This is a genomic window from Phaeodactylibacter xiamenensis (genome assembly GCF_000759025.1).
Lineage (GTDB): Bacteria > Bacteroidota > Bacteroidia > Chitinophagales > Saprospiraceae > Phaeodactylibacter > Phaeodactylibacter xiamenensis.
Genome location: NZ_JPOS01000083.1, coordinates 58,999 through 85,138, shown reverse-complemented (window position 1 = coordinate 85,138; position 26,140 = coordinate 58,999). Strand labels below are relative to the sequence as shown.

The window sequence follows — 26,140 nt, the reverse complement described above, 5'->3', positions numbered from 1 at the left end:
CTTTGAATATACTTATCGTCGCTGCCACGCCATTCGAAATCGCGGCTCTCCGCGCTCACTTACAATCTGCATTTGTACAGACGGCTGAGCATCAATTTCAAAAAGGGGATGTCAAAGTAGCTCTTTTAATTACCGGTGTGGGCCTGCCGCTTACCGGTTATGCCCTGGGGCGGGTGCTGGCACTGGAGGAATGGAACCTCGTGATCAATGCCGGTATTGCAGGCTCTCTGTCTGCTAAGTTCAGTCCGGGCAGTGTGGTACAGGTGGTAACAGAACGTTTTGCGGACCTGGGAGTGGAAGAAGCGGACGGGCGCTTTACCTCCGTCCATGAAATGGGGCTCATCGAAAAGGGGCAGCCTCCCTTTGACGAGCAGGGGCGTATGCCTAATCAGCACGCGCAGGAGTTTGACTTTCTGCCTCAGGCACATGGCATTAGCGTCAACCGGGTGCATGGATCAGCGGCTTCCATTGAGCAATTGAGGCAACAATATCCGGATGCGGAGATCGAGTCTATGGAAGGCGCCGCTTTCTTCTACGCCTGCCTGATGGAGAAAGTACCATTTCTGGAAATCCGTTCCGTTTCCAACTTTGTGGAGCCGCGCAACCGGGACAACTGGAAAGTGGAAGAAGCACTCTCGGTACTGAATAAAACACTTATTGAACTGCTGCAATCGCTTTTTACCAGCTATTAGCTTTTCACAGCGCTTAGCATCCGGATTTTGCCACTCATGTCCTTCTTGAGCCCGGCCTCTGCAAAGCGCTGGCCTTCAATAATTTTAAGCACCTCAGCTCCATTGAATTCATTAAGCTCATAGTAAAGCATACCACCCGAGGAAAGATGGATTTTCGCAAAGCGGGCAATGGCTTCGTAAAAGACCAGCGAGTCTTCGGTAGCGGTGAATAGCGCCAGATGAGGTTCGTGCTCAAGTACGTATTGGGGCATCAGCTTTGCTTCCGAGGGCGGGATGTAGGGCGGGTTGCTGACGATGATATCATAAACAGGGAATTGGGGCCAGTTTCCTTCGTCCAGAATATCGGCCTGCAGAAAATTGACAGCGGTTCCCAGCTGAGCTGCATTTTGGCGTGCGACCTTCAGTGCGCTCTGACTAACATCCAGCCCTTCGACTGACCAATTTGGGCGGTGGTGCTTAAGGGTAAGCGGAATACAGCCAGTGCCGGTGCCTATATCCAAAGCGGAGCGTACCGGTCCTGCGGGATGGTCCTGCAATATTTCGTAGACCAGTTCTTCCGTTTCTGCTCTCGGGATAAGTGTATCCCGTGTAACCCTGAATTTCAGCCCGTAAAAATCAGCCTGCCCGAGGACGTACTGCAAGGGCTCACCATCGGTTAGCCTTTGTGTAATCTCCTGCAGCTTGAACACTTGCTCTGGTGGAAGGCCATCATCCCGGTTCAGGTTACGGACTCCGAAAGCATCCTCGAAAACCAAACGGGCGATGTTGCGGGCCTCCCGTTCATCGTATACGGCGGTAATCTGACGGACAAGCCCCCGGTAAGCATTGGCAATTTTCATTGCACAAAGGTAAGGATAAATGTAGAGCCCAGGCCCGGCTCGCTTTGTACTTCAATAGAGCCGCCGAGGGCTTCCACCTGCTGTTTGGTCATAAACAGCCCCAGGCCTTCACCCCGGCTATCCTGATGCAGGCGCCCGCCCAGTTTGAAAATTTTATCCCCGTAGCGGTCCAGGTCAATACCGATGCCATAATCCCGGACCCGTACCACGATCTGACTCCCTTCCTGCACGCCGATGATATCTACGGTTTTCTTGCGTTTAGTGGTGCCATATTTAATGGCATTGGTGACCAGATTGTGAAATATGCTATCCAGGTAAGCCGGTACAGATTGAACGTACAGGTCATCGGGCACGCCCACCAGAAATTGAATGCCTTCCCGGAAGATACTTTCGTTATTGAGCTCAATGACACGAGTAATGGTCTCCAGCAGATTGCACGGCACCCAGGTTGTCATATCAAGGCTCTGTTCAAAGTTCAGCAGCTCATTGACGTTGGAGATGGTATTGTTGAGCCGGTTGACTGTCAATTCCATCATATTGAGGTACTCCTCATTAGAGGGTTCTGAGCGGACCATTTCCAGTAGCCCCATAATATTGGCTACAGACGACCGGATGTTATGGGAAACCATGAAGGAAAAATCTTTGAGCCGTTTGTTTTGGTTGGTCGCAGTGCGGAGTAAATTCTGGTGCGCTACAGCAGCCGATTTCTGCTCGGTCACATCCTCGAAAATCCCGTACCATACCAATCCGCCATCAGCTTTGAGCTCAGGGCGTGCCCGCAGCCTGTTCCACCGGTGCTGCCCAGGCTGCTCTGATTTAACCCGGTATTCTATATTCAGCTCACTCAGGTCTCCGTTGGCGGCATTGGCAATTGCAGCCCTCAGCTGCTGTACATCATCTTTATGAATAGCTTCGAAGCCCGGTTCTGCAGACTCCCTGAGGAGTTCCGGCGTCAGTGTGTGCTGCAGGCGGTTGATTTCCCGGCTGATGTATGGAAAATACAATCTGCCGTCCGGTGTCAGTTCCATTTGGAATACCGCTCCCGGTACATTTTGCATCAGCTTACCCAACTGCTCTTGATGCCATTTTATGCTTTCCTGATGTGCTTTCTCTTCCGATATATCCTGCACAGTCGCAATAACGCCTACGGTTTGCCCAACGTCATTGACAATAGGGCTGTCGATGACTTTAACCGGGAAAATACGCCCTGATTTGTCTTTATGGATTTGTTCACCGCCCCATGTTTTGCCCGCCATTAGTGCCGACCGGGCAGCTTCTGTATCATCCGGCTTTTCTTCATGCACTGTAATATTGATCTGCCGTCCGAGCATCTCCTCCCGGCTGTAGCCATAGATTCTTTCGGCGGCTTTGTTCCAGTAGGTCACGACACCTTGCAAATCAAATGCCATCGCTGCCTGCCCTATAGTATCCAGCAGCCGGCTTTTAAACTCGACCTCTCTTTCCAGTTTTTTGTGAGGGCTCAGGTCGTAGCCAATGCACAGGACCTGTACAGGCATCCCGGCTTCATCTACCACAGCCTGAAACTCCCAGAGCGAAACCATTGTACCCGTATCTGTTTCTAATGGTTTGCGTAATTGGCCAATCACACTTTCGCCCGGGTTTGCCAGACACTCCTGCACCATAGCAATACAGGCAATCCGGTCTTCGCCAACTATCGAAAGCATGGAATCTTTGCCAATAGCTTTTTCCGGATCTACGTTAAATTTTTCGCAAAAGTGATGATTGAGATAAGTGTACTTTCCCTGCAGGTCTGTAGCAATAATGTAGATATTGTCGCTTTCTAGTACTTTTGCCGCGATAGCGTCAACTAAAATCTGCTCTTCTAACATTTTCGTGCATATTTGCGGGAGAAAGAAGGACAACGGAGGCTATATTCATCCGTCTGAATCCGAATGCAATATAATTGATTTTTTCTAATTTCTGACAACTTCGGATAATGCGAAAGGTAGCTGTTTACGCTCTTTGGGGGCTGGTCCTGATCACTGCCCTGCTCTTGTATTCAGGCCACCCGGTACTGAATTGGCCTGGCCCTTTTGGTCTGCCATTGGGCAACGGTATAGCATGGGCGGGTCTTGTTGCGCTGCCAACCGCGCAATTGCTCGGCCTGTTTCACAAGCACAATCGGGAAAAAGACCCCCGGATAGGTGTTTTCTACATAGCGTCTCTGGGCGCCCTCACGCTCAGCTTACTCTGGGGGGTGCTGAGTTATGGATTAGCTGGCAATTGGTCTTTTGTGTTCAATCAGCAGGAGGCCTCATTTGTCGGTGGCGCAGAGGCAGCAAGCTATTTCCTTTATCTCTCAGCAGCTACGGCAGGCATACCGCTGTTGATCTTATTGCTCTATCTCATTTACCGTTCTTTGTAACCTTGCGCAGGTACCGGGATTGCCTGTTGGCGAAAACGCTGCGTGAGTACGCCGGTGGACGGAGAAAACAATACTGCCAAAAGCAGAAAAACACCAGAGCTGACTGCCATGGCCCCTGCTACAGACCCATCAATCCATACGGCAAGGTAGTATCCGCTGACTGCGGTGAGAATACCGAGCCCAACGGTAAGCAGGAGCATATTGTGTAGTTTTTCAGTAAGTAAATAAGCAGTTGCCGGAGGCACAATCAGAAAAGCAACCACAAGAATAGCACCCACTGATTCGAAAGCAACTACTGTAGTAACGGAGACTGCGCTCATCAGGAGATAGTGCCAAAATACCGTGGAAATCCCAACAGCCGCAGCGTACTCGGGGTCGAAAGTCGTAATCTTTAGCCCGCGGTAGCCGAGTATGATGATGAGTAGAATCAGAGCCAGCACCCCACTTAAGATCCAGACCGGCCGTGGCCCAAGTAAACGGCCGCTTTCCGTAATCCACAAGTCAAGTGGCACGTAGGCAATTTCCCCGTACAGAACACAGTCCTGATCAAGGTCAACCTGCCCGGCATAGAGCGAAATCAAAATAATGCCGATGGCAAATAGCCAGGTGAAAGTAATGCCAATAGAAGCATCAATCTGCAAACGGGCTTTCTGATAAAGAAATTCAATCATGAAAGTCGTGAGCACGCCAAGTGCAGCTGCACCAATGAGCATAGGCAAGACATCCCGGGATTCTGATAAAAGATAGGCAATCACAATCCCGGGCAGCACCGCATGGGAAATCGCATCTCCTACCATGGCCATTTTTCGGAGAATGAGGAAAGTGCCAAGGAGTCCGCAACTTGTTGCCACGAGCGCACCGGTCAAAATGATCCAAAAGGCATTCATGAAGCAGAAGGTTTTGAAGGGTTCTGATATGGAATGACTGCATCGTGCGGGTCCAGGATGGGATGGTCCAGCTCTCTGAGCAGCGCGGCTTCCACCTCAGGTGTAATCACATGCTCAATAGCCTCTGCGGTATTGTGTACGTGGTCGGCAGCGTAGTTCATCCGTTCGGTAAGGTATAATTCCCACAGCCGGTGGAGGCGGACGACCCGGCGGCTCTCCTGTAGCCCTGTGGGCGTGAGAGCGTAGGAACCGGGCTTGTGTTTATGGAGGAGCCCTTTTTTTACCAATTCCCGAAGCCCCAGCTGCAGAGCGATGTCTTCAAAGGGACGCTGTTGCCGAAGCATATCCACGGCTACAGTAGCAACAGGTGCATCCGCGGCTTCGCCAATACCGTAGAAGGCTTTCAGGATATTCTCCTGCCGGATTTTTCGGGCGTTGCTTCGCTGAAGCCGAAGCCTGGCCCAGATCCCACGCTTTGGGGCGACCACCACCGAAACCACGGCAATCATGGAAAGCAGCACTACAATCCAGGGCCCGGTAGGCATAGAAGGCGCTGTGTAAGAAATCCAGGAGCCAAACAGGCCCGAAAGCAATCCAAATGCTGCAGCCAGCAATATCATCACCTGAATCCGGTCGGTCCAGAAGCGGGCAGCTGCAGCTGGCGTAATCAGCAGTGCTGCCATCAGCACTACGCCCACTGCCTGTATACCGGTAGCCACAGCCAGCACGGTAATTGTAGACAGCAAAAACTCCAGCCTGCGTACGGGCAGCCCGATACTTTTGGCGAAAGCCGGATCAAAGGAGATGAGCTTGAAGGAACGAAAAAAAGCCAGGACCAACCCCAGCAGCACCACCGCTACCCCACTGAAAACCCAAATGTCCCTTTGGGTCATGGCGGCAGCCTTTCCAAAAAGAAACTGGTCCAGCCCAGCCTGATTGGCACTGCCGGAATGCTGTATGGACGTAAGCAGGAGAATGCCTGCTCCGAAAAACACACTCAGGACCGCCCCTATCGCAGTGTCCGTACTCAGCTTCGTTCGGGAAGACAAGTAGTCCATCACAAGCAGAGATAGCCAGCCTGCAAGAACTGCTCCGACCAGAAGGTAGGCCGGATGTTTTTCTCCTGTGATCATAAACGACAGGCATACGCCCGGCAAAATAGCGTGGGCTATGGCATCGCCCACCAGCGCCCGCTTGCGCAAAAAGGTGAAAGTGCCTACAATAGCCGCACTAATACCCAGCAGGATGGTGCCGGCAGTGACCAGGCGTACATTCGGATCAGAAAAGGTGAAAAAGTCACTCATAGCTACTTGGGCTGGTCTTTAAAGGAGCGCTCCCTGATCGGGAAATCCCGGGCTTTGACTAAATCGCTAACCTGAGAAAGGATGGTCAACTGCCCTCCATAGGCTTGCTTCAGATAGTCGGCTGTGAAAACAGAGCTGGTTGGGCCACATTTGATAAGCCGGGTGTTCAGCAACACCATCCAGTCAAAAAACTGATGGGCGGTATGCAGGTCATGGTGAACAATCAACACTGTTTTCCCTGCCTGTTTCATCTCTTTGAGCAGGGAGAGGATCGCTTCTTCTGAGGCGGCATCCACTCCGGCAAAGGGCTCGTCCATCAGGTAAAGGTCAGCTTGCTGTGCCAGTGCGCGGGCCACGAAGACCCGCTGTTGCTGTCCGCCGGAAAGCTGGGCAATCTGCCGGTCAGCAAAGGACAGCATGCCTACTTTTTCGAGCGCTTCGTCTGCCAGCCGGTGGTCTTCCTTGTTAAGCCGGCCCAAAAGCTTATGTTTCCGGTAACGCCCCATAACAGCCACTTCCCGGACGCTGATGGGGAAATCCCAGTCCACACTTTCCCGCTGCGGCACATAGCTTATCCGGGAGCGCACCTCATCCAGGCTTTGCCCAAACAGGCGGACATAACCACTGCTGGGCTGTACGAGCCCCATCAGGCTTTTTAGCAAAGTGGTTTTGCCGGACCCGTTCGGCCCGAGTACACCGATCAGCTGCCCTTCCGGTATTTGAAAGTCAATATCCCAAAGCACCGGCCGACGGTTGTAGGCTACCGTTAAGTTGTGTGTTTCAATTGCAGTTTTCATGATTCCCGATTTACCTGAGCGCTTCTACAATGGTACGGACGTTTGCCTCTACCATGCCCGGATAAGTGCCCGCTGCTGTTCCTTCAGCGCCCATCGCATCAGAATAGAGCGTACCCCCAATTTTGGTAGTGTGCCCACGCTGTTTAACGCCCTCCACAACTGCCTGCAGCGACTTTTCCGGTACCGAACTTTCCACAAACACGGCTTTGATGCCCCGACCGGTGATAAAATCCACCAGCTCTGAGACGTCACGCAGCCCGAATTCTGATACGGTCGAAATGCCCTGTAGCCCTCGCACTTCGATATCATAGGCTTGCCCAAAGTATTCAAAGGCATCATGGGCCGTGATCAAAACACGCTGCGTTTCCGGTATCTTCCGGATTTCAGCAGCTACCCACAGGTGTAGTTCACTGAGTTTTTCCTGATAAGCTTTAGCATTGGCCTGATAGAGCTTCGCATGGGGTGGGTCAATTCGTCCCATCTCCGCTCCTATTATACCTGCTGCTTCTGACCAAAGGCTTACATCAAACCATACATGCGGGTCATGGGCACTTGCATAATCGGTGGAGTTGATCAGTCTGGCTTCCGGGAGCTGGTCCGCAACAGCGACTACAGGCTTCAGGCGCGCCAGCTTTTCAAGTACTTCTCCCATTTTACCCTCCAAATGCAGCCCGTTGTAAAAAACAGCGTCCGCATCGGTTAGCCGTTTCAGGTCGCCCTGCGTGGCTTTGTATAAATGAGGGTCAACACCTGGCCCCATCAGCGCAGTGACCTCCGCCTGATCGCCAACGATTTCCTCCAGCGCATCGGCAATCATGCCGGTAGTGGCAATGATCTGAAGCTTGCTGTCATCCGTATTAGCCGTGGTGCCGGGGGGCTCACACCCACAGAGAGCAAGGAGGCAGAGTAAGAACATTATGGATTTGACAAAGCTCATAGATTTATCGCTTTTTACAGTTTGATGCTATGTTTACATTGCCGCCGACCCTTTTGTTTTAGACAAATCTAAAAATATTTTTCGATCAGCCAGGTGCGACAATTAGGGAGATTTGTGAAGAAAATTTTGCTATTCGTTTCGTATCTTTCTGACAAGGGAAAGCCGTCATTAAAAAAACAATCCTCAATCATGCAGCAGCGGGAAGGACAACTGGTCGACCTACACCTCCGGAAAATATATCCTGCCCGAATCACCTAGGCATCAGGCAGAATTTTGGACATCGAGCCGACGAAGCTTACCTGATCAATTTGAATGATTTTAGCGTCGCAGCAGTCATCCCCACCGGTGCTCAGCCCACCAAGGCACGCATCAGCCGGGACGGCAGCACAGCAGCCGTAGCCTGTGATGAAGCAGACGTGCTGGAGGTGATCGACCTGGCGACCCTTACCAAGCAAATGACCATCCCTGGATTCAATAATTACCTGTACAGGTTCTCCCTTATTACCTCCAATCCACGGAACACGCTTTTCTGGAATGGGTTTGAGCTAAGCCCGGATGGCAGCCTTGCTGTTGTTGGTGGCGAAGATGCCCTGCAGTTTTTTGATACCCAAACCGGGGATTTGGTGGAGTCCATCCCTGATGTCCCAAACGCTGGTCAGATCAGCCTGAGCGGCGATGGCACGCACCTCGTAGCGGTCAGTACAGGCAATGAGGGGCAACTCTCAAGAATAGCACTGGAGACCCTAAGCCTCGTGGGGCAATTGTCGCCCCCGGGCAGCATTAGCAGCAGCTACAGCTCTGTGGCGGTCAATATGGACGGTACTCGTGCCGCTGTGACTGGTCTCTCCGGCACTATTTACCTGGCCCGTTTTGATGAGGGGGATGTGGTTGATATCAGTGTCACGTCTTCTCCCAACTGGATCTTTTCTTCTGCCGATTATCAGTATGCGATTGAGGGGCAGTTTTACCTCAGTGTCATTGATTTTGAGACGGCAGAAATCGTTGGCTCCAGTCAGGGAATCCCTATCCAAAACGGTGCTGTTTCTCCGGCTAACAACCGGATGGTGGCGACTGACCCTCTGCGGTACGAGGGGCTGGATTATTATGAATTTGAAGACCCCACCAGCCTGAATTATCTGATGCGGAAGCCTACAGGTTCGCCAATCGAGGCAGATGCCTCCTACTCGGCTACGCTTACCCCTGATTTAGACCGTGTCCTGGTTGCCAACCCGCTTTCGGGCTCTCTTTCGGTCATCAATCTTGAGGAGGAGGCACTGGAAGCCCTGGTACCCTTCAGCAGTGAAGAGACCTACTTTGCTGCTACAGATGGTGCCTATGCCTACGTGGCTAAGCGTGGGGAAGACCAGGTGGAAGTGATTGACCTGGAGACTTTCGAAATTGTCAAAACCGTCAGCAGCGGTGGCGACCGGCCCGACCAAATTTACGTACTGCCGGGCGGAGACCGAGCTTACGTGCTGAATGCCGGGGGCGTGGACAGGATAGGTGTATTGCAGCAGGCAGGTGCAGGTACGTCACTGGAAGGCAGCTTCGCCTCAGGCAATACTGGTATCAGCTGGATCAACTATGGACTGAGGAGTAATCTGGCTATTGCAAAGGAAGGCGATTATGGTGTACTGGCCACTCCTTTCGACGATGCAGTGCAGATTATCGACTTGGGAGCTAATGAAATTGTAGCCTCTGTGGAGCTGGAGAACTTTCCGTTGCGGAGCGCTATCTCCGATGAAGTTCCAGGTATTGGGCGCTTTGCAGCCGTAACCCTGCGTAATGGTGAAGGCATTGCCATCATCACACCAATTGGCCCAAATGCAGGGCTGCTTGACACCTATGATATTGGGGGTATTCCAACCTGGATTACCTATGACGCCACCCGCCGGGCTTTCCTGATCTGCGACCAAACCAACAAGGTCGTTCGGGTTTTTAGTATTGACAACCTGAGTTTTGAAGCCCCGATGAGCTTCAGTGGTGGGCGTATCCCCATCTCGGTAGCCGTGGACACCTTTGGGGTACAGCATACGCTGCTGCGGGGCGATAATCCGGATCAAAGTAATCAGTTGCAGATTGGCGAAGAGGTCTTTGAGCTGCCCGGAATACCTATTCACAATATGGCGGTGGCACCGGATGGCAGCGTTGTTGCCGTGCCCCTGATTGCCAATGACGCGGTTTTTGTCGTTAAGCGCACCGTGGTGGGGACCAAAGCTTTCTCCCTGCCGCTAGCCGCGCCTTCCGGGTACAGTGTTTATCCAAATCCCGTCACTTCTATCGCTACCTTTGAGTGGAGAGACGGAGCCAAAGTGCCCAACGGGACGGTAACGCTCCGGTTGTTTGATGCCACCGGCAAGCTGGTGCTGCAACAGGATAAGCTACCGGCCGGACAGTTTACAGTCAGGAAGGGAGGATTGCCTGCCGGCACTTATAGTTATTAGGTGATGAGCACTAACCGCCTGCAGGGTTACGGAAAACTGGTGATTCGTTAATTAGGGCTTACAAGTTGCAGAAAGCTAAATGGGCAGGGTGTTGAATAGTACCCTGCCCATTCTGTTTACCAGAAGATCGCATACAATGCCGTCAGAATAATCATGATGGCAACAGCACTGATATTGAAGACCGGACCGGTAGCAAAATAGCCCGGTGCCAGCTTCAGCCCTTTCTCATCTGCTGCGCCTTTATTTTCGATCTGGCTTACAATCATAATGATGCCGATAGTGAGCAGGCAGGTATACAGCATCTGCTGCAGGAAAGGCAGGGATATGAACAAAACCTCCATAGCTGAGCCCTCTGCCCAGCCTTTGGGCCCCACCTTGAAGTACATCGCAATGGGAATCGATAGCAATACGCCCCAGATGGCAGCATTATTGGTAGCCTTACGCCAGAAGAGCCCCATAAGGAATACCGCAAGGATGCCAGGCGAGACAATACCCGTGTATTCCTGAATATATTGAAAGACCTGGCCCAGGTTCGCCAGCTGAGGGGCTACCAGGACTGCGATGACGAGCGCCACGGCTACCGTAATCCGGCCCACACGCACCATAGCGCTTTGACTGGCGCCCGGGTTGATGTAGGGTTTGTAAATATCCATCGTGAAAATAGTAGAGGTGGAATTGACCATAGAAGCCAGAGAAGAAACAATTGCGGCGGCCAGTGCGGCCAGCACCAGCCCTTTAAGCCCGGCGGGAATGAAGTTGCTGATCAGCCAGGGAGCAGCATTATCATTGACAACTGTTCCTTCTGAATTAATGAAGCTCGGATCTAATGAAGCTGCCGTTACCGCTCCGTCCGGCCCCATATTGAGCACATAAGCAATGATGCCGGGAATGACCACGATAAGCGGGATAATCAGTTTGAGGAAAGCTGCAAAGGCAATGCCCCGCTGTGATTCTTTCAAGCTCTTCGCAGCCAGCGTACGCTGTATGATGTATTGATTGAAGCCCCAGTAATAGAGGTTGGCCACCCAGAGGCCGCCAATGATTACGGCTAGCCCGGGCAGGTCGAGCCAGGCGTCTCTTCCGTTGGGCGTAATAATCTCTCCTTTGGAAACGATCATAGAGAATTTTTCCGGAACCACTTCGTAAATGTAAGCCAGCCCACGGAAAAAACCACCTTCGGGCGTCACCTGATCCAGCGCCAGGTAGGTCATCACCAACCCGCCAATGATCAGCAGTGCCACCTGCACCACATCGGTCCAGGCAACGGCGGCCAGCCCGCCCCAAAGGGAGTAGGACGCTGCAAAAAGCGAAAGCCCCAGAATGCTGTACATGACGAGGCTGCCATCACCAGTGCCAATGATAGTATCCAGTGCCGTGGCGCCCAGGTAAAGAACGGAGGTCAGGTTGACGAAGATGTATAGCCCGATCCAGAAAACGGCGAGTATAGTTTTAAGGTTGGTGCTGTAGCGTTGTTCTACAAATTCGGGAATGGTGTAAAGCCCTTTTTTGATAAAAACAGGCAGAAAGTACTTTCCAACGATGAGCAGCGTAAGAGCCGCCATCCACTCGTAAGAAGCGATCGCCAGCCCGATCGCGAAACCGGACCCGGACATGCCAATAAACTGCTCTGCCGAAATATTGGCTGCGATCAGCGACGCTCCAATTGCCCACCACGGCAGGGATTTACCCGCCAGGAAGTAATCTTCAGCGGTTTTAGTTTCTCCTTTTTTGGTACGGGACACCCAAAGCCCAATGGACAGAATCAGCGCGCCGTAGGCGACGAAAATGACGTAGTCGATGTACGCGAATCCCATAGTTTGGTTTTTCGTTATTTGTTGGTTCCGAAACCTCTGTAGCTTGCTCAAAAGGCTCCTCTTCTATCTTGATCGTAAATTAGGAATCTTTTGCTGCTTTGCGACAAGGTCTCAAAATATAATTTGTCAGCTGTTCTATAGTATCCTGCCTAGACGCCCGAAAAAGCACTAAACCCTCCGTCAACGGGGACGACAATACCTGTGACAAACCGGGAAGCATCGCTGCACAGCCACTGCACAGCACCGATCAGCTCCTCCGCTTCCCCAAAGCGTTTCATCGGCGTTTGAGAGACAATCGTTTGTGCCCGGGCGGTATAGGAGCCATCCTCATTGAGCAGGAGGCTGCGGTTTTGCTCGCCGATAAAGAAGCCGGGAGCGAGGGCGTTAACCCGGATGTGCTCTCCGTATTTTTGAGCCATTTCCACAGCAAGCCAGCGGGTGAAGTTATCGATCGCCGCTTTGGCAGCGCTGTACCCCATGACCCGGGTCAGAGGCAACTGCGCGGCCATAGACGAAATATTCAGGATGACACCGCTCTTTTGCTGATGTGCCATGACTTCTCCAAAAACCATGGAAGGCAAAAGCGTACCCTGCAAATTGAGCTGCACCACCTGATTGAAATCGGGGATGGAAAGATCAAAAATCTCCTGATCGGGCTGTACCACTGCCCCGGGCTTGTTGCCTCCTGCTGCGTTGATGAGAATATCAATACGCCCCCATTCGCTAAGGACGCGCTGCTTGCTCTCCAGCAGATTTTCCCGGTCCAGGACATCAGCAGTTAGTGGTAAGGCCTCAAACCCTTCCTCCTTCAGTTCTTTGACCCTGCTATCCACTGTGGACGCGGTTCGCCCCAAAACAGCCAGCTTGCATCCCAGTTCTCCCAACCCCTTTGCCATGGCTCCGCCCAATGCTCCGCTGCCTCCTGTGATGAGCGCAACCCGACCGGAAAGATTAAATCGATTCATAACTAGGTTTTTTGGTTCCCAATAAGAAAGAGGACGGGGCTGCTGTGTTGTAATCCCCGCTTGTCTCAAGAAAGCAATGGCCAAGGCCTCATTACAGGCTTCGGGCGCAGCGAAATCCGGTATGATTAAGCCCCGTATCCGGGCTGGAGCTCATCCGCCGGGCATTACGGTAGCCGGAGCAATAGCTATCGTTGCACAGAAAAGACCCGCCCCGAAGTACTTTTTCTGCCTGGTAGGGCTGCATAGGGTTCCAGGCTCTCTGCGACTCTGCGTTTGCCTGTTTAGCTTCCGGTTTTTTGTAAAAGTCATAATCATACCAGTCGCTGCACCATTCCCAAACGTTGCCGGCCATATCGTAGAGGCCGTATCCGTTTGGCTCGTAACTTCCTGCCGGCGCCGTCAGGAAGTAGCCATCTGCTTTGGTGTTTTCGTAGGGGAAAAAGCCTTCCCAGTAATTGGCCTTAGGCCCACCCTCTCCTACTGGTTCATCACCCCAGGGATAGATTGCGCCTTCCTTTCCGCCCCGGGCAGCCCATTCCCACTCTGCTTCCGTTGGCAACCGCTTGCCTGCCCATTTGGCATAAGCCTCGGCATCTTCCCATGCAATTTGTACAACGGGATGATCCATGCGGTCTGCTATTGAACTTTGAGGCCCTTCCGGATGCCTCCAGTTGGCACCGATGGTCCATTGCCACCATTGCCCGACGTTATCGAGAGGCACCGGGCCATCTGTAGCCTGGAAAACCAAAGCACCGGGCTGCAGCAGGCTGTCGGGTGGCTTTGGCGTGCCTGGGGGTACCGTAGATTTCAATTCCTCCCAGTCAATAGCCCTTTCAGCAACCGTTACATACCCGGTTGCTTCCACGAAAGCCTTAAATTCCCGATTGGTAACTTCTTTTTTGTCGATGTAAAAGGAATCGATATGTACAGGGTGCTTGGGATATTCGTTAGGGTCTGCCTGCTCGTTGTCGCCGCCCATTTGCAGGGTTCCGCCCGGAATGAGGGCCATACCTTCTGTGCCTGAATTATGATTGGTAAGGGTGGTAAAACCCGTTGAAGCAGAGGGGGCTGAATCCGCCTCCTTCGGTGAATCCGGGCTGCAAGCTTGAAAAAGAAGGGCTAAAGTCAGCCAAACGAGCAAACGATTATTCATATACAGTGGTTATTTTTTCAGTATTGTCCTTTTCGCACATAATAACTGGCGCGAGCGTTTCATTCAAGGTGAAATCAAAATTAGCAAACAAAAATAAAACCAGCGATGCAGCGGCACCTATACCTATTTGCCCTTCTGTGGATGACCACAAGCTTGTCTGCTCAAATGCCTGACCTCCGTTTTTTTAAAGAAGTCGAAATGCGGATTGATACTTCTGTTTTCCGCTGGACGGAGCATCAGTTGCAATGGCAGGGCGAATCCTACCTCGGGTTTAATTACCGGGAGGAAACTCCCGTAGTGGAGTTTCGGTTCTTTCCTATTGGGCGCAGCGTGATCGAAAATGTAACCTTGTTGCCTTCAGGTGATTTCGAGTTGGTAGACAGTATCCGGCTGGTTAATGATGATCACTACAGATTTAAGGTACACTTTAAGTCTATTACTAATTTAGACTTCTTACAGCTCCCCCTGGAAGTTACCTCCATTTACGCCAGGCAACCCTACTTGCTGGAGTTCCGGCTTTTTCCGTGGACACGCACGCAGGTCAGCTTTCAGTCTCCGGTAGAGGAACTGTTTATCGGTGAGGAGCGGGTATTCGAGCTACAGACCAATAACCTGGATAATATCAGGGAGCAGCTCAACTGGTCTAAAAAAGGTGAAATTCCATACCGGATCACTAAAAAGGATGGCAGGTTGCTGCTGCACCTGCTTCCGGATGCCGTTGGGATGCGGTTGCTAAGCGCTACTTTCGAAACCCGGAAGCCTTACCTGGATTCACTGCGAATGCCTCATTATGCCCTACCGCCTTTGGAGCGGGACTTTACGGTCAAGCCGGCTAAACTGGGCTTCCTGAAGGTCCGTCCCGGCCAGTTTGTGCTGAATGATGATATTCGGGGCAAGGGCATCGAAGTAGAGCTGGATTATGACGCCGGGCTGGAGCTGGAAAAAACCTACCGTATGGAAGCTCAGGAACGGCCCGGCGGAGCATTGGTCGCTGAGCTCTTTACCCGTAGTATTCTCGGCAACGGCAAACTGCTTTGCTGGCTACGCCTTTATGACTATCACCGCCGCAACAAGGGGTACCTGTACATCAAGGATGGGGATTTTGCCCGGTTTATAACGAATATGGATATCATGCCAGAAATGAAGATCGATCAGATCAGCCTGCAACGGGAAGGCCAAAGCTGGAAGCCCGGCAATCAGGTCTATCCGGGAGAGCGCGTTGGCATCCGCATAGAGGGACAGGAGCTCAATCGCGGCAGCTTCAGGTTTGAAGGGCTAAAGCAGGTAGAGCAGGATACCATCGCGAGTACTGCAGAGGCACAGGTTTTTTGGGCAAGAATACCACAGGATATTATTCAGCAGCAGGTACAAATTTTCAACCATGATCAGCCCACCGGTCGGGCACTTCAAATCAGGGAATATGACCGGCCCCGGGCATTGGACTTCATTACACTACAGTATGGCGATGAAGAGGTAGGGCTCAACGCTGCCGACAGGCTCCTGTTTGTGGAGGAAAACATGGATGATATTTTGCTGTCCTTCCACCCCGGGCGTATCGATAGTGGCATGCTGCATGGGCCACAACACCTCAAAGTGGAAGTGGAAATAAGAGATCAGCGCAATCAGCTGGTAGACCAGCGGGAACTACCAGGCTTTGTTGTCTGCCCCTCACCCAAATCGCCCCGGGCCAGCTTTTACAAGGAGCAGCAGTGCCAGACCTTCGATATGAGCCTCAACAAATTTCTGCGGAAAAAAATCTATACACTTGACCTTTGGTCTACGATACGGGTGACGATCCGACACGATGAAGACCATTACGGGCGGGGTAAGGGCTATAGTCATACTTCTGAGTTTGTACTCTACCGGAGCAGTAGTTTTGATATTGATGTCTCTTTCCCGGCAGGCTTGGTCATAAAGCGTCTGAATGAGCCAGGCTTTGGCAACCTTGGTGGTATCAGCATGGCTATGATTGCCCAGTTCAGCTTTTACAAAGACAAAAAGATTAATACCCCTAAGCCCTACAAATTTGGTGCGGGCTTCCTGGCGTTCAACGCCTTTAATTTTAGTGAGAACAATACCAACCGGGATGTGGGGCTCGTTGCACTGGCCAGCCTCTACCCCATCAAGACCAAGTACTCCAGCCGTTTGTCCTTCCCGCTGTTTGCCGGTGGGGGGTATTTTTTGTCCGAACAGAAGTGGTTTTTACTGTTCGGTCCGGGTATAAGGGTACGATTGTAAAGAAATGATTTTCTTTGTACCATGAAACGTCAAACCTGCTACCGGCTCCTCTGGCCGCTGCTGCTGCTTTCGGTGCTTTCAAGTTGCAATAAGCTGCGCAACTGGAAGTACAATCCGCCCAATGTGCTGCTGATCTCAGTGGAAGGACTGAGCCGCGCCCTGCCCTGCTACGGTGATACGGTTTTCCAGGCACCTAACATCGACCGGCTGGCGATGCGGGCCATAGTTTTTGAGGATGCGCTGGCGCAGCACCCTTTAGCAGAGGAAGCCATGACGAGCATTTTTACCGGGTGGTATCCCAATCTTTTTGGGACCATTCCCGGAGAGGGACCTTATCTGAATTCCCTGTTCCCGGGATTAGAATCGGGCGACTACCGTATTGCTTTTCCAGGGCTGAAGTCTCCGGGTAAATCTGCCTACGATCCGATCAGGGTAGCCCACTTTGCGAATAAGGCCGCATTGGAAGCACCAAGTGCAGACGGGAACGCTGGTGTTACAGAGCAGGTATTCAGTCTATGGTCAAAATACGGGGGCGACCCGTTTTTTATCAACGCCCACTACCAAATGACTGCCTTTTTGCGAGACAGCAATCAGGTGGCTTATCAGGACGCCCTAACGGAAGCAGACGTGGAAGTAGGCCGCCTGCTGGACCAGCTGATGGACATTCAGGAGGCCAGCAACACCATCGTCATCCTGTTGGGCGTAAACCCTATGGGTCTCCCAGCTGGAGACCTCGAACGGGAATACTTCAAACCACAATACATCAAAGTACCTTTCCTTTACTATGATTTCAAGCAGGATAGTAGCCACCGCGTACCCCAACTGACGGAGTTGCGCAGCCTCTTCCCCACCCTGGTGGAACGCTGCTTTGTGGATGGACAGCAAACGCATGCCTGTAATGCGCCTACGGTACAACAGATTTTGGATGGTGACTTTGGAGGAATAAAATATGCTGATTACGGGCGTAGCAGTAGCCTCAAGTATCATTCTTTATACACCCCAAACCTGCTTTACCTTTCTGATTATGAAGGCAATAGAGAACTGTTCCGCCTGAATGGTTTACAGACAGAACAGCTCCCCTCAGATTCCGTTTTGATGGATAGCCTTCGGTACATTTCCCATAGGAAGTACACCCTGTCTACGGTCGATTAACGATTAACCAAAATCCGGGTGTAAGCCACGTTTTCCTTCCCTTCTGCCCGGAGCAGATAAACGCCCGGCTGCCAGTCCGCAACGGATAGCCTTTGTACGCCTGTCCGCAATGGGGCACTCCAAATCAACTGCCCGCTGGTATTAAATACGGTAGCCATAGCCGGTTCATTGGTTTCCACAAAAATCTCCCCCTGAGCGGGTACCGGATAAGCCCTTAGTGCGAGCGCATTGGAAAGACTGGTCTGATGTGTGCCTGTAATGGCTGTTGGTGCCACGTCGCCTGGCAAAGCAAAGACATCCCCATCTGACTGCAGGAGAATCCAATCGGAAATCGTGAAATTGGGGTTATTGGCCAATAAATCACCGATATAGCCAGTGAGTTCGACGCCCTCCTGATTGGTCCGGACAATAGAGACAATCGCTTTATCAGTTTCCACTCTGACCAGGTTCAGCAAGGGGCTATGTGCCGAGTGGAAGGCGCCTTCCTGCGCTTCAAAATGTAAATGGGTAAGCGTGCCCGGCTCAAAGCGGAGGGTAAAGGACAAGCCATAGGCATCCTGTACAGGCTGGCTGATTTCACCCAGGTAGACCGGAATACGATACTGCCCGCCTGATTCGGCTACCGGGCCAAGTGATTTTGGCTGCTCTTTTTCCGGGAAGCTGAAGGGGACAATTGGCGCTAATGGATGCGTAAGCCCCCAATTTTGCTCAATGGCCTCCATATCATCTGCCGTGATGAAGCCATCCCCGTTACAATCGCCATATTTGGCATTAAATTCATAGGCAAAGGTGATGGTGCTCGGCCAGTTGAGCGCATATTGCCCCACCCAGTCAATACTGGCGTTCGCCCGCACAATACCTTCCCGGCCATATGCCAGCCCGATCGCCCATTGGTCCATCTGATTAACGATACCATCGTTGCCTACATCGCCCGGCCAAACAAGATCGCACTGCCCTTCGGTTTCGTCGAGGAAGAGGAAAACAGTGGCCGTATCACAGCCAATGTCATTGCAAATTGCATAGCTGAAGGATTCTTCCTGAAGACAGGTGCTGAGATCGGGCTCGTAGAGAATGCTTCCATCCGGGTTCAGCGTAGCTATGCCAGTCTCAGGGAGGCTGACAAGGTACTGATCGGTAAGCGTAGTGCTGCTGATCCAGTCGTTACTGAGCACATCAATGATTTTGCTTTCATCATAAGCAGTGGTATCGTAGTCGTCTACTGCGTCCAGCAAATTCGTGAAGACACTCAGCACTAAGTAAGTGGTGTCGCAAAGCCCTGTATTGCCACAGGCGAGGAAGCAAAGGGTATCCTGCCCGGTTTGCAGGCCAGTATAAGTTGCGCATGCCGTGGTGGGATCAGTCAAAAGGGTGGCGGTTTGGATATTGCCGCAGGCTTCCGTGAAACTATCAACACTCTGGAACAAATCCGTATTCACACAGAGGGTGCCTTCCTGTCCTATGGCAATGGAATCGGTCAGCACTTCAGCTATCGGTTTTACCAGCAAGGTTAGCTGCACAAGGCTGTCGCATCCGTTAGCGGCGGTAAAGGCTTCTTCATAAGTGCCAGCGGCGGTCAGGTTTTGATTGGCGAAGAGATAGGACTGCCCTTCGTTGATGCTGACCGTAATTTCAGATTCCAGTGGCGTCACGAATACCGTATAATCCTGCGTACAAGTGCCCACAGCATTGCCGTAAGTAAGCGTGTAGGTGGTGGTGGTAGGAGGATTCACTTCGATGGAGGCTCCAGTCATGCCATTGCTCCAGGAGAAATCGAAATCGGCCAATAGGGTGGAATCATGGGTTGCCGTAAGAGTCACAGGGTCCCCGGCACAAGCCGCTGCATCAGAGGGCCCTTCGATCAGGAGAGGGTCCAGAATCGTGAGTTCAAAGACTTTCTCGCGGCAGGTCGCTCCTTTAATTTCGATGCTCAGGGTATCGGCTCCCAGAGCCAGGCTGTCTGCTGTGATTTCAACAGGCAGAAGCCAGGTGTCCGCAATTTCATCAATGGTGCCAGTGAGTGGGATTCCAGCTAAGCCGACCCCGGCTGTTGCACCACCGGTGATGGTATAAGTCAGCGGATATTCCTCTTCCGGGAAAAGGCTGAGGCCGACCTCCAGCTCCTGAGGTGCACAGTCTTCGGTGATAGTCAAACGCTCTGTAGTGCCATGGCTGCCGGAAAAGGAACAAAAGCTATTCGCCTCAAAGTAGATACCCGAATCCCACCAGGCATCCCCCACATCAGCAATAACAAGGGTCATTTGGTACTCCTGACAAGGCACTACATCAGCTTTGGCCAGGAGTACATCTGTAAAGCCATTATAGCTGGGCGCGACAAAGGGCGGCACCTGATTGAACAGGTTGGCGTAGTCGAGTGAACCGTTGAATTCTTCAGAGCACCATGCCGGATGGCTTCCGGGATACCCGCCCGGCACACCATTATTGATGCTGTTAATAGATACCGGAAGTTCCGTGCCCGGAATCTGGGCGAGGTTGCGAATCGTGGAAGATCCTGTCTCCGGGTCTGTGCCTTCCAGGAAGAAACCAAACACGTCGTTAAAATTGCTGCATACAAAGTTGGGGTACTCATCAGAAGCAAAGACATAGCGGAACATGAGGGTATCGCCGGTGGGGACGAAGTTAATCCGAAATATAGCGACATCTCTGATCGTACTATTGTTGGAAATTGTAGCTATCTCCTCCGTGTAGGCATTGCTGTTGTTGATGAAGGAAGCGTCTCCAAAACTAGCCATATCTGCCCCACCAAAGTTGCCGGAAGACTGTGCCAGTCCGGTTGTCATGAGGAAGCCCTGCTCCAGCCCAATAATATCACTGCCGCCGAGAAACCGGCCCACAGCCGGGCTTACCCCTTCAAATTGGATATTCGTGACTTCAATGCCTTCACCAAGGCATACATCTTCGATCAGCTCTACGGGCGTGAAGGTGGAATCAAGTGACCCAATCACGGTATAAGGTGCTTGTGCATACAGAGCACCGGTCAGAAAAAGCAAGCTCAAAATCGTAAAAAACCTCATCTTCATTGGTTATGGTTTGATATCAGGATTATACACTACTACGCCACCCGGGCCTCTCGATGAGTGGGTGTGAAGTGATGCCAATAGATTCAAAAAAGGGGGTGCTTACGATAAGATATCAGTGCATGATGCGCCAGACCATTTCTTTCATCAGTTCGCCTTCGGGCTTACCGGTGTTATTGTAGCCAACGCCTTTAGATTTCAGATCGAATTCTTTCAGGAGGGTAATGACTTGTTCAGTCTTGGAGTGGGAATAGTTGCGTGCTGCTGCCCGATATTCTTTCAGGAAGAAGCTCGAACGCAGCTGCAAAGTACTCAATAATTCGTTTTCCGGCAAATTTTTCGCGGCGTGGAATAAGTAGATTTTGCTGAAGTAGTTGTACAATGAGCCAATAAGCATAGGCATTGGGCCTTTTTTTGGATTGGCAGAAAAGTAGTTGACAATACGCTGCGCCTTGAGGGGGTCACGAAGCCCGATGGCCCGTTGCAGCTCGAATACGTTGAAGTCTTTGCTAATGCCGATGTGTTGTTCCACCGCAGCGTCGTCTACCTGTGTGCCGGGAGGGAGATTTAATGCCAGTTTGTCCAGCTCGTTGGCGATTTTTGATAAATCTGTCCCCAGGTTCTCCGCAATCAGCTCACCGGCTTTCGGGGTAATGGTCAGTTTATGGCTTTTAAGGTAGTTGCTGATCCAACCCGGTACCTGATTATCGTACAGGGGCTTGGACTCGAAAATCAGCGCGTTTTTCTTTAACGCTTTACCAAACTTTGAATTGAGGTTGAGCTTTTTGTGCTTGTGGCAAATTACCAGAATGGTAGACTCCATGGGCTTCTCGATGTAAGAAAGCAGGTCAGACAGCGTGCGCATATCCTGAGCTTCCTTTAACAACACCACCTGATGGGAAGCCATCATCGGGAAACGGCGGGCCGTATCCACGATAGCCATGTGGTCTACATCTTTTCCATAGAAAACTGTTTGGTTGAACGACTGCTCGGCCTCCGAAAGAGCGTTTTTCTCAATGTAGTGAGAAATAGAATCAATAAAGTAGGGCTCCTTTCCATGCAGAAAGTAGATGGGGCGGAATTTTTTTTCCCGCAGTTCGTGTAGAATTTGCTGAAAGTCCAAAATGTAGCCGGTTACAGGTTCGGGGCAATAATACGTAAGGTACAAAGCAGTTTCTGTTTTTTCTGGCTGTTTTTTTTGCCTTGTACGTTAGGAAGGCTGAAACCGAAAAAACCAACTGCATCATTACACTGCATCCCATCATGTTTCAATGGGCTGAGTGATACTTGCACCTAAAATAATAAAAGCCTGTAAACCAGCCGTAATGACTTTTGGGTATTTGCTGTTTTCGTTTTTTATTTTTAAATTTTAAAATGCAAGAAATTTCTAAATGAGTAACAGAAAAAATTAAATGCAAAAACCGGAAATATCCAGTCAAAGCCAGTCAGCCCGACAAGCAAGGGTGCTCCGGCAGTTAAAATAAACCTTAAATGCTGCTGAAGGAGAAGAGAAGAGAGAAGCTTTTTAAGAACGGCGGGCGCCTACCCGGTACTTGCTAAAGAAGCCCCGCATCCGCATTTGCAGGACCCCAAAGACAGCTTCCTTGATGATACCTGAAGACATCTTTGAAGTTCCTTCCACCCGATCGGTAAAGGTAATAGGCACCTCGATAATTTTATACCCCATCTGATAAGTTGCGAACTTCATTTCGATCTGGAAGGCATAACCCACGAAGCGGATTTTATCGAGGTCCATGGCTTTCAGGACCTCCCGCCGGTAGCAGACGAAACCTGCGGTCGGGTCATTGACCGGCATGAAGGTGATAATCCTGACGTAGAGAGAGGCACCATAGGACAGCGCAATGCGGTCGATGGGCCAGTTCTCAAGCTTTCCGCCCTTTACGTAGCGGGAACCAACGCTCATGCCAGCTCCGGGTTGGGCACACGCCTCGTATAACCGGATCAGATCATTGGGGTTGTGGGAAAAGTCAGCATCCATCTCAAAAATAAACTCATAGCCATGCTCCAGCCCCCACTTAAAACCAGCGATATAAGCCGTACCTAAACCCAGCTTGCCCTGCCGCTCCTTGAGGAAGACACGCCCGGGGTAAGCTTCCTGTTTCTCCCGGACCAAATCTGCTGTGCCGTCCGGGGAGCCATCGTCAACGATAAGCAGGTGAAAATCCTTTTCCAGGTTCATCACTGTATCGATCATGCGAGGGATGTTCTCGCACTCATTGTAGGTTGGAATTATGACTAAACTATCAGACAAAGTCGGCAATTCTGAGATGAGTGTTGTAATAATATGGGCGACAAAGATAGACGCTTTGCCCTTTATTTTGAGCAGCGGAACGAAAAAGTTTGTCTACTGGCAGCTGCCTGTAAAAATTTATAGTTTTCGGCAGGAGCTGTCGTTGCTGCAACGTTAATTATGCCATCATAGCCCTACCTTTGTTCAAAACGACCGTATGCAGCCCGGAAAGCTAAAATTATTGACCGCTCTGACGCTCTTCCCGCTCCTCCTGCCGGCACAGGGGATGATTAGCGGATTTATGAACCCCAGGGGCACGCTTGATATCGCTCCCGGTTATGGTTACGAGCATTTTGATGAGTATCGCTTTGGAGATGAGCCCCGAGCAGAGGAACTAACCACCATTAGCTATAACCTTTTTGCAGAATACAGCATGAGTGATCATGGTTCGGTGGTCATCAATCTACCCTACCTTTATATAAACGAAAACATCAGGGGCGTTCAGGATGGCTCCATATTTATTAAAATCCGGAATGGTTTACGGGAGTTTTCATCCGGAAGGCTCAATACCATTACAGCCGTAGGGCTTACCATGCCTCTTTCCGCTTATCCGACTACTATAGATACGCCAATAGGCTATGGGGCAGTGCAGTTCCAGGGGCGCCTGGCAGTGCAATACAACGCCGGTTACGGTTTCTTTTTTCACTTGCAGAGTGGTGCTGATTTCCGGTTTTTATCCCCGCTTCAAACTTCCATCCCTATTTTGATCCGTACGGGTTTTGGCAGCGCCTATTACTTTGTCGAAGGGTGGGTGGAATGGTACAATACCCTCAATAATGCTGTTGACCAGCAAGTGACCGGAGGGGCAGGCTCAGATTGGACGCGGCTTGGCGGCACACTCTATGTTCCGGTCTACAGAGGGCTGGGCCTGGCAGGCAACCTGGCCTTTATTGTAGGCGGCCGTAACATCGGGCTTTCCAGCCGGTATGGTTTTTCACTTGTATATCGGCACCAATCGCGTTAACTTTGCGCGATGCATTCCAGAATCCGTCATCCTGAACGCGTATCTCCAGCTGAGCTCGACGATTACCTCCGGGCCGGTTGGCGCTGTACTGGCCAGGCTATCTATACCTCTCATTTCATGCGTTTCCCTCCGGAAACACATGGACGAATTTACTCCACTATTCCCACCCGGCTCAGCCTGCGGGGGTACAGTTTCCGCAAAAGCCTCAGGAAGCTTTACCGTAAGGTGCAGGAGCAGTTTGAGGTGCGCTCAGGTATGCCCCTTGCCTGGGATGAAGCGATGGAGGAAGTCCATGAAAAGTATCAGTTAGCATTCCCTGACCGCCCACTGGCTGACCTTGAGGCCTATCAGAAAAAGCCCACAGGCCCGTTTACTTTTGATACCCGCTGCGTCAAGGTATATCATGAGGGCCAACTTATCGCCTTCAGCCTGTTCAACCTTGGCGAAAAAAGCCTTTACAGCAGTCAGGGGATTTACGACCCGGAATGGAGCCGGTACAGCCTGGGCTTTTTTACTATGCTTGAAGAAATCCGGTACGCGCAGCAAACAGGCCGGTCGTACTTTTATCCCGGTTATGTGGTGCCCGGTTATCCGGAATTTGACTATAAAAAGCGAGTGGGGCCGCTGGAGATGTTTTTGTTGCATTCGCGTAAATGGGTACCAGAATCCGAAGTCAGGCCTGAACAAATCCCCGTAAATCGAATGCGGGCTGCATTGGAAAGGCTAAAAACAAAGCTTCAAGACACAGGTATCGACAGCCACCTGCTGGAGTATGCCCTGTTTGACATCCGCTTTTTTGACAACCGCCCCCTACCCTTTTTGGAATTTCCTCTCCTGTTGCTGCTGTCGAGCCCGGAGCCTGCCCGTTACTGCCCGGCGGTCGTTTTTATACCTGAGTTGCAGCAGTACGCTGTACTGGACATCAAGTTCTTCGGTATCGGTGTGCACCATGTCCCTACTTATCAGGAAGTTATGGAGCGCAAGCCCACCGTTGTCCGTTACCCGATTGCTATTATGGAAATCATCGGGGAAAAGCTCGAACTGGAACCCACGGTAACCTTGTTGGAAAGAGAAATACGGAATACCAGTTTTTTATAACCTGATCAGCCACTTTTTTCGAGTATTTATTGTTAATATCGCCTCTACAAGAGCCTAACATGTTTGCAGAGAAGCATTATCCTGAATTACTGTTGCCGGAAGAATTGGATGCCTACCTGTCCCGAGGCTGGTACCGCATGGGGCAAACTGTATTCACGACCCACTTTCTCTGCTTCGGCCGGTCTTACTATTCGGCCATTTGGGTCCGGCTTCCCCTGACAGGTTACCGGTTCCGGAAAAGCCTCAGGAAAGTTTACCGAAAAGTAGGCCGCTACTTCGAATCCGAAATAGGACAGGCTGCGATTACCCCTGAAAAAGAAAGACTATACCGCCGCTACAAAGCCTCCTTCTCCGGTATGCTGGCCCCTACCCTGCGCGATGCATTAATGGATGGGGAAGATTTCAATATTTTCAGGACGTATGAAGTCAGGGTTTACGATAAAGACAAGCTCATTGCACTGAGCTACTTCGACCTTGGGCATCACAGCTCGGCAAGTATTATGGGGATTTATGACCCGGACTACAAAAAGTATAGCCTGGGTCTCTTCACTATGCTTAGGGAGATTGAATACTCGATGGAGCGGAAACTACTTTATTACTATCCTGGTTATGTTGTGCCCGGATATCCCCGATTTGATTACAAATTAAGGATTGGAGAGGTGGAATACTTCGACCTGAGCCTTCATGCCTGGCGCCCGCACACCGGCCTGGCCGAGACAGAGACCCCTTTGGGTGCAATGAATACACGCCTTCAGGAAATGCAGCAGTTTCTTAGCCATAAAGGGTACAAGAGCCAGTTGCTGAACTATCCGCTTTTTGAAGCTAATTTATTCGGTTTTTGGAGTGCCCCTTATTTTGACTATCCTGTTTTCCTGCTTTGCTCTCCAAGAGAGCACAACCGTCGTTTCCTCATCATCGTTTACGATCCGGCCGTGTCTTCCTACAAACTAATGGTTGCAGCGCTCTTTGATGACCTTCAACTGTATTTCAACCATTCCTATACCGAGTCCTTCGACAAGCGGACTAACTTTGTAGAATTACTGGTCATAGAGCGGATGCTGGAGGAAAGCCGCACGCCCGGACACCTGCTTCAGGCCTTACTACAGGGAGCAAAGCTACAGTAA

20 protein-coding genes are annotated in these 26,140 nt (G+C 51.2%); 8 read left to right on the top strand and 12 right to left on the bottom strand.

The annotated features are described in order from the left end of the window. Window positions 1–2 precede the first annotated feature (2 nt). A complete protein-coding gene (gene mqnB, locus IX84_RS23245) occupies window positions 3–692 on the top strand; it encodes a futalosine hydrolase (protein WP_044226497.1) in 690 nt (229 codons plus the stop codon). On the opposite strand, the gene prmC is transcribed toward mqnB, so the two are convergent. Both prmC and IX84_RS23235 read right to left on the bottom strand, forming a co-directional pair. After that, window positions 689–1,531 carry a peptide chain release factor N(5)-glutamine methyltransferase gene (gene prmC / locus IX84_RS23240; RefSeq protein WP_044226496.1) on the bottom strand — a complete coding sequence of 281 codons (843 nt, stop codon included), beginning with the start codon at window positions 1,529–1,531 and terminating at the stop codon, window positions 689–691. The genes mqnB and prmC overlap by 4 nt on opposite strands. After that, window positions 1,528–3,381, bottom strand: a complete 1,854-nt coding sequence (locus IX84_RS23235; protein WP_044226493.1) for a PAS domain-containing sensor histidine kinase — start codon at window positions 3,379–3,381, stop codon at window positions 1,528–1,530. The genes prmC and IX84_RS23235 overlap by 4 nt, the downstream gene beginning before the upstream one ends. A 107-nt stretch (window positions 3,382–3,488) precedes the next feature. Between IX84_RS23235 and IX84_RS23230 the strand changes: the two genes are divergently transcribed. Next, window positions 3,489–3,917, top strand: coding sequence for a hypothetical protein (locus IX84_RS23230; RefSeq protein WP_044226491.1), 429 nt, complete (start codon window positions 3,489–3,491; stop codon window positions 3,915–3,917). Here IX84_RS23230 and IX84_RS23225 read toward each other — a convergent pair. From IX84_RS23225 to IX84_RS23210, 4 genes are read right to left on the bottom strand one after another with little or no spacing between them, the layout of a single operon-like run. Next, window positions 3,902–4,804, bottom strand: coding sequence for a metal ABC transporter permease (locus IX84_RS23225; RefSeq protein WP_044226490.1), 903 nt, complete (start codon window positions 4,802–4,804; stop codon window positions 3,902–3,904). The two genes, IX84_RS23230 and IX84_RS23225, sit on opposite strands and share 16 nt — an antisense overlap. Continuing rightward, window positions 4,801–6,108, bottom strand: coding sequence for a metal ABC transporter permease (locus IX84_RS23220; protein WP_044226488.1), 1,308 nt, complete (start codon window positions 6,106–6,108; stop codon window positions 4,801–4,803). The genes IX84_RS23225 and IX84_RS23220 overlap by 4 nt, the downstream gene beginning before the upstream one ends. Window positions 6,109–6,110: 2 nt before the next feature. After that, a complete protein-coding gene (locus IX84_RS23215; RefSeq protein ID WP_044226486.1) occupies window positions 6,111–6,905 on the bottom strand; it encodes a metal ABC transporter ATP-binding protein in 795 nt (264 codons plus the stop codon). Window positions 6,906–6,915: 10 nt separating this feature from the next. After that, the gene (locus IX84_RS23210) at window positions 6,916–7,842 is read right to left on the bottom strand and encodes a metal ABC transporter solute-binding protein, Zn/Mn family (protein WP_052516333.1); all 927 of its coding nucleotides are present in this window, start codon (window positions 7,840–7,842) and stop codon (window positions 6,916–6,918) included. Window positions 7,843–8,150: 308 nt separating this feature from the next. On the opposite strand from IX84_RS23210, the gene IX84_RS23205 reads away from it, so the two are divergent. Further along, on the top strand, window positions 8,151–10,286 hold the full coding sequence (locus tag IX84_RS23205) for a hypothetical protein (RefSeq protein WP_044226485.1): 2,136 nt from the start codon (window positions 8,151–8,153) through the stop codon (window positions 10,284–10,286). 116 nt (window positions 10,287–10,402) lie between these two features. On the opposite strand, the gene IX84_RS23200 is transcribed toward IX84_RS23205, so the two are convergent. The 3 genes from IX84_RS23200 to IX84_RS23190 form a co-directional block, all read right to left on the bottom strand. Then, complete coding sequence (locus IX84_RS23200; protein WP_044226483.1) at window positions 10,403–12,100, bottom strand: sodium/sugar symporter; 1,698 nt, start codon at window positions 12,098–12,100, stop codon at window positions 10,403–10,405. Window positions 12,101–12,249: 149 nt separating this feature from the next. Then, window positions 12,250–13,065, bottom strand: a complete 816-nt coding sequence (locus IX84_RS23195) for an SDR family oxidoreductase (protein ID WP_044226481.1) — start codon at window positions 13,063–13,065, stop codon at window positions 12,250–12,252. Window positions 13,066–13,156: 91 nt separating this feature from the next. Beyond that, window positions 13,157–14,218: a formylglycine-generating enzyme family protein gene (locus IX84_RS23190; protein ID WP_044226480.1), complete on the bottom strand. Its 1,062-nt coding sequence runs from the start codon at window positions 14,216–14,218 to the stop codon at window positions 13,157–13,159. Window positions 14,219–14,323: 105 nt separating this feature from the next. On the opposite strand from IX84_RS23190, the gene IX84_RS23185 reads away from it, so the two are divergent. Then, the gene (locus IX84_RS23185) at window positions 14,324–16,456 is read left to right on the top strand and encodes a hypothetical protein (RefSeq protein WP_044226478.1); all 2,133 of its coding nucleotides are present in this window, start codon (window positions 14,324–14,326) and stop codon (window positions 16,454–16,456) included. 21 nt (window positions 16,457–16,477) lie between these two features. Beyond that, window positions 16,478–17,608 (top strand): alkaline phosphatase family protein, encoded by a 1,131-nt coding sequence (locus tag IX84_RS23180; protein WP_044226477.1) that lies wholly within the window; start codon window positions 16,478–16,480, stop codon window positions 17,606–17,608. Here IX84_RS23180 and IX84_RS23175 read toward each other — a convergent pair. The 3 genes from IX84_RS23175 to IX84_RS23165 form a co-directional block, all read right to left on the bottom strand. Beyond that, window positions 17,605–20,646, bottom strand: coding sequence for a choice-of-anchor L domain-containing protein (locus tag IX84_RS23175; protein ID WP_044226474.1), 3,042 nt, complete (start codon window positions 20,644–20,646; stop codon window positions 17,605–17,607). The two genes, IX84_RS23180 and IX84_RS23175, sit on opposite strands and share 4 nt — an antisense overlap. A gap of 112 nt (window positions 20,647–20,758) precedes the next feature. Next, on the bottom strand, window positions 20,759–21,811 hold the full coding sequence (holA, locus tag IX84_RS23170) for a DNA polymerase III subunit delta (protein WP_238578330.1): 1,053 nt from the start codon (window positions 21,809–21,811) through the stop codon (window positions 20,759–20,761). Between the two features lie 357 nt (window positions 21,812–22,168). Further along, on the bottom strand, window positions 22,169–22,915 hold the full coding sequence (locus IX84_RS23165; RefSeq protein ID WP_072013679.1) for a polyprenol monophosphomannose synthase: 747 nt from the start codon (window positions 22,913–22,915) through the stop codon (window positions 22,169–22,171). A 196-nt stretch (window positions 22,916–23,111) separates the two neighbouring features. Here IX84_RS23165 and IX84_RS23160 point away from each other — a divergent pair, with 196 nt between their 5' ends. The 3 genes from IX84_RS23160 to IX84_RS23150 are packed head-to-tail and all read left to right on the top strand — an operon-like array spanning window position 23,112 to window position 26,140. Next, a complete protein-coding gene (locus IX84_RS23160) occupies window positions 23,112–23,918 on the top strand; it encodes a hypothetical protein (protein ID WP_044226466.1) in 807 nt (268 codons plus the stop codon). Between the two features lie 9 nt (window positions 23,919–23,927). Next, entirely contained in the window at window positions 23,928–25,016 is a 1,089-nt protein-coding gene (locus IX84_RS31425; protein WP_052516332.1) for a GNAT family N-acetyltransferase, read from the top strand. 59 nt (window positions 25,017–25,075) lie between these two features. After that, window positions 25,076–26,140 (top strand): GNAT family N-acetyltransferase, encoded by a 1,065-nt coding sequence (locus IX84_RS23150; protein ID WP_044226463.1) that lies wholly within the window; start codon window positions 25,076–25,078, stop codon window positions 26,138–26,140.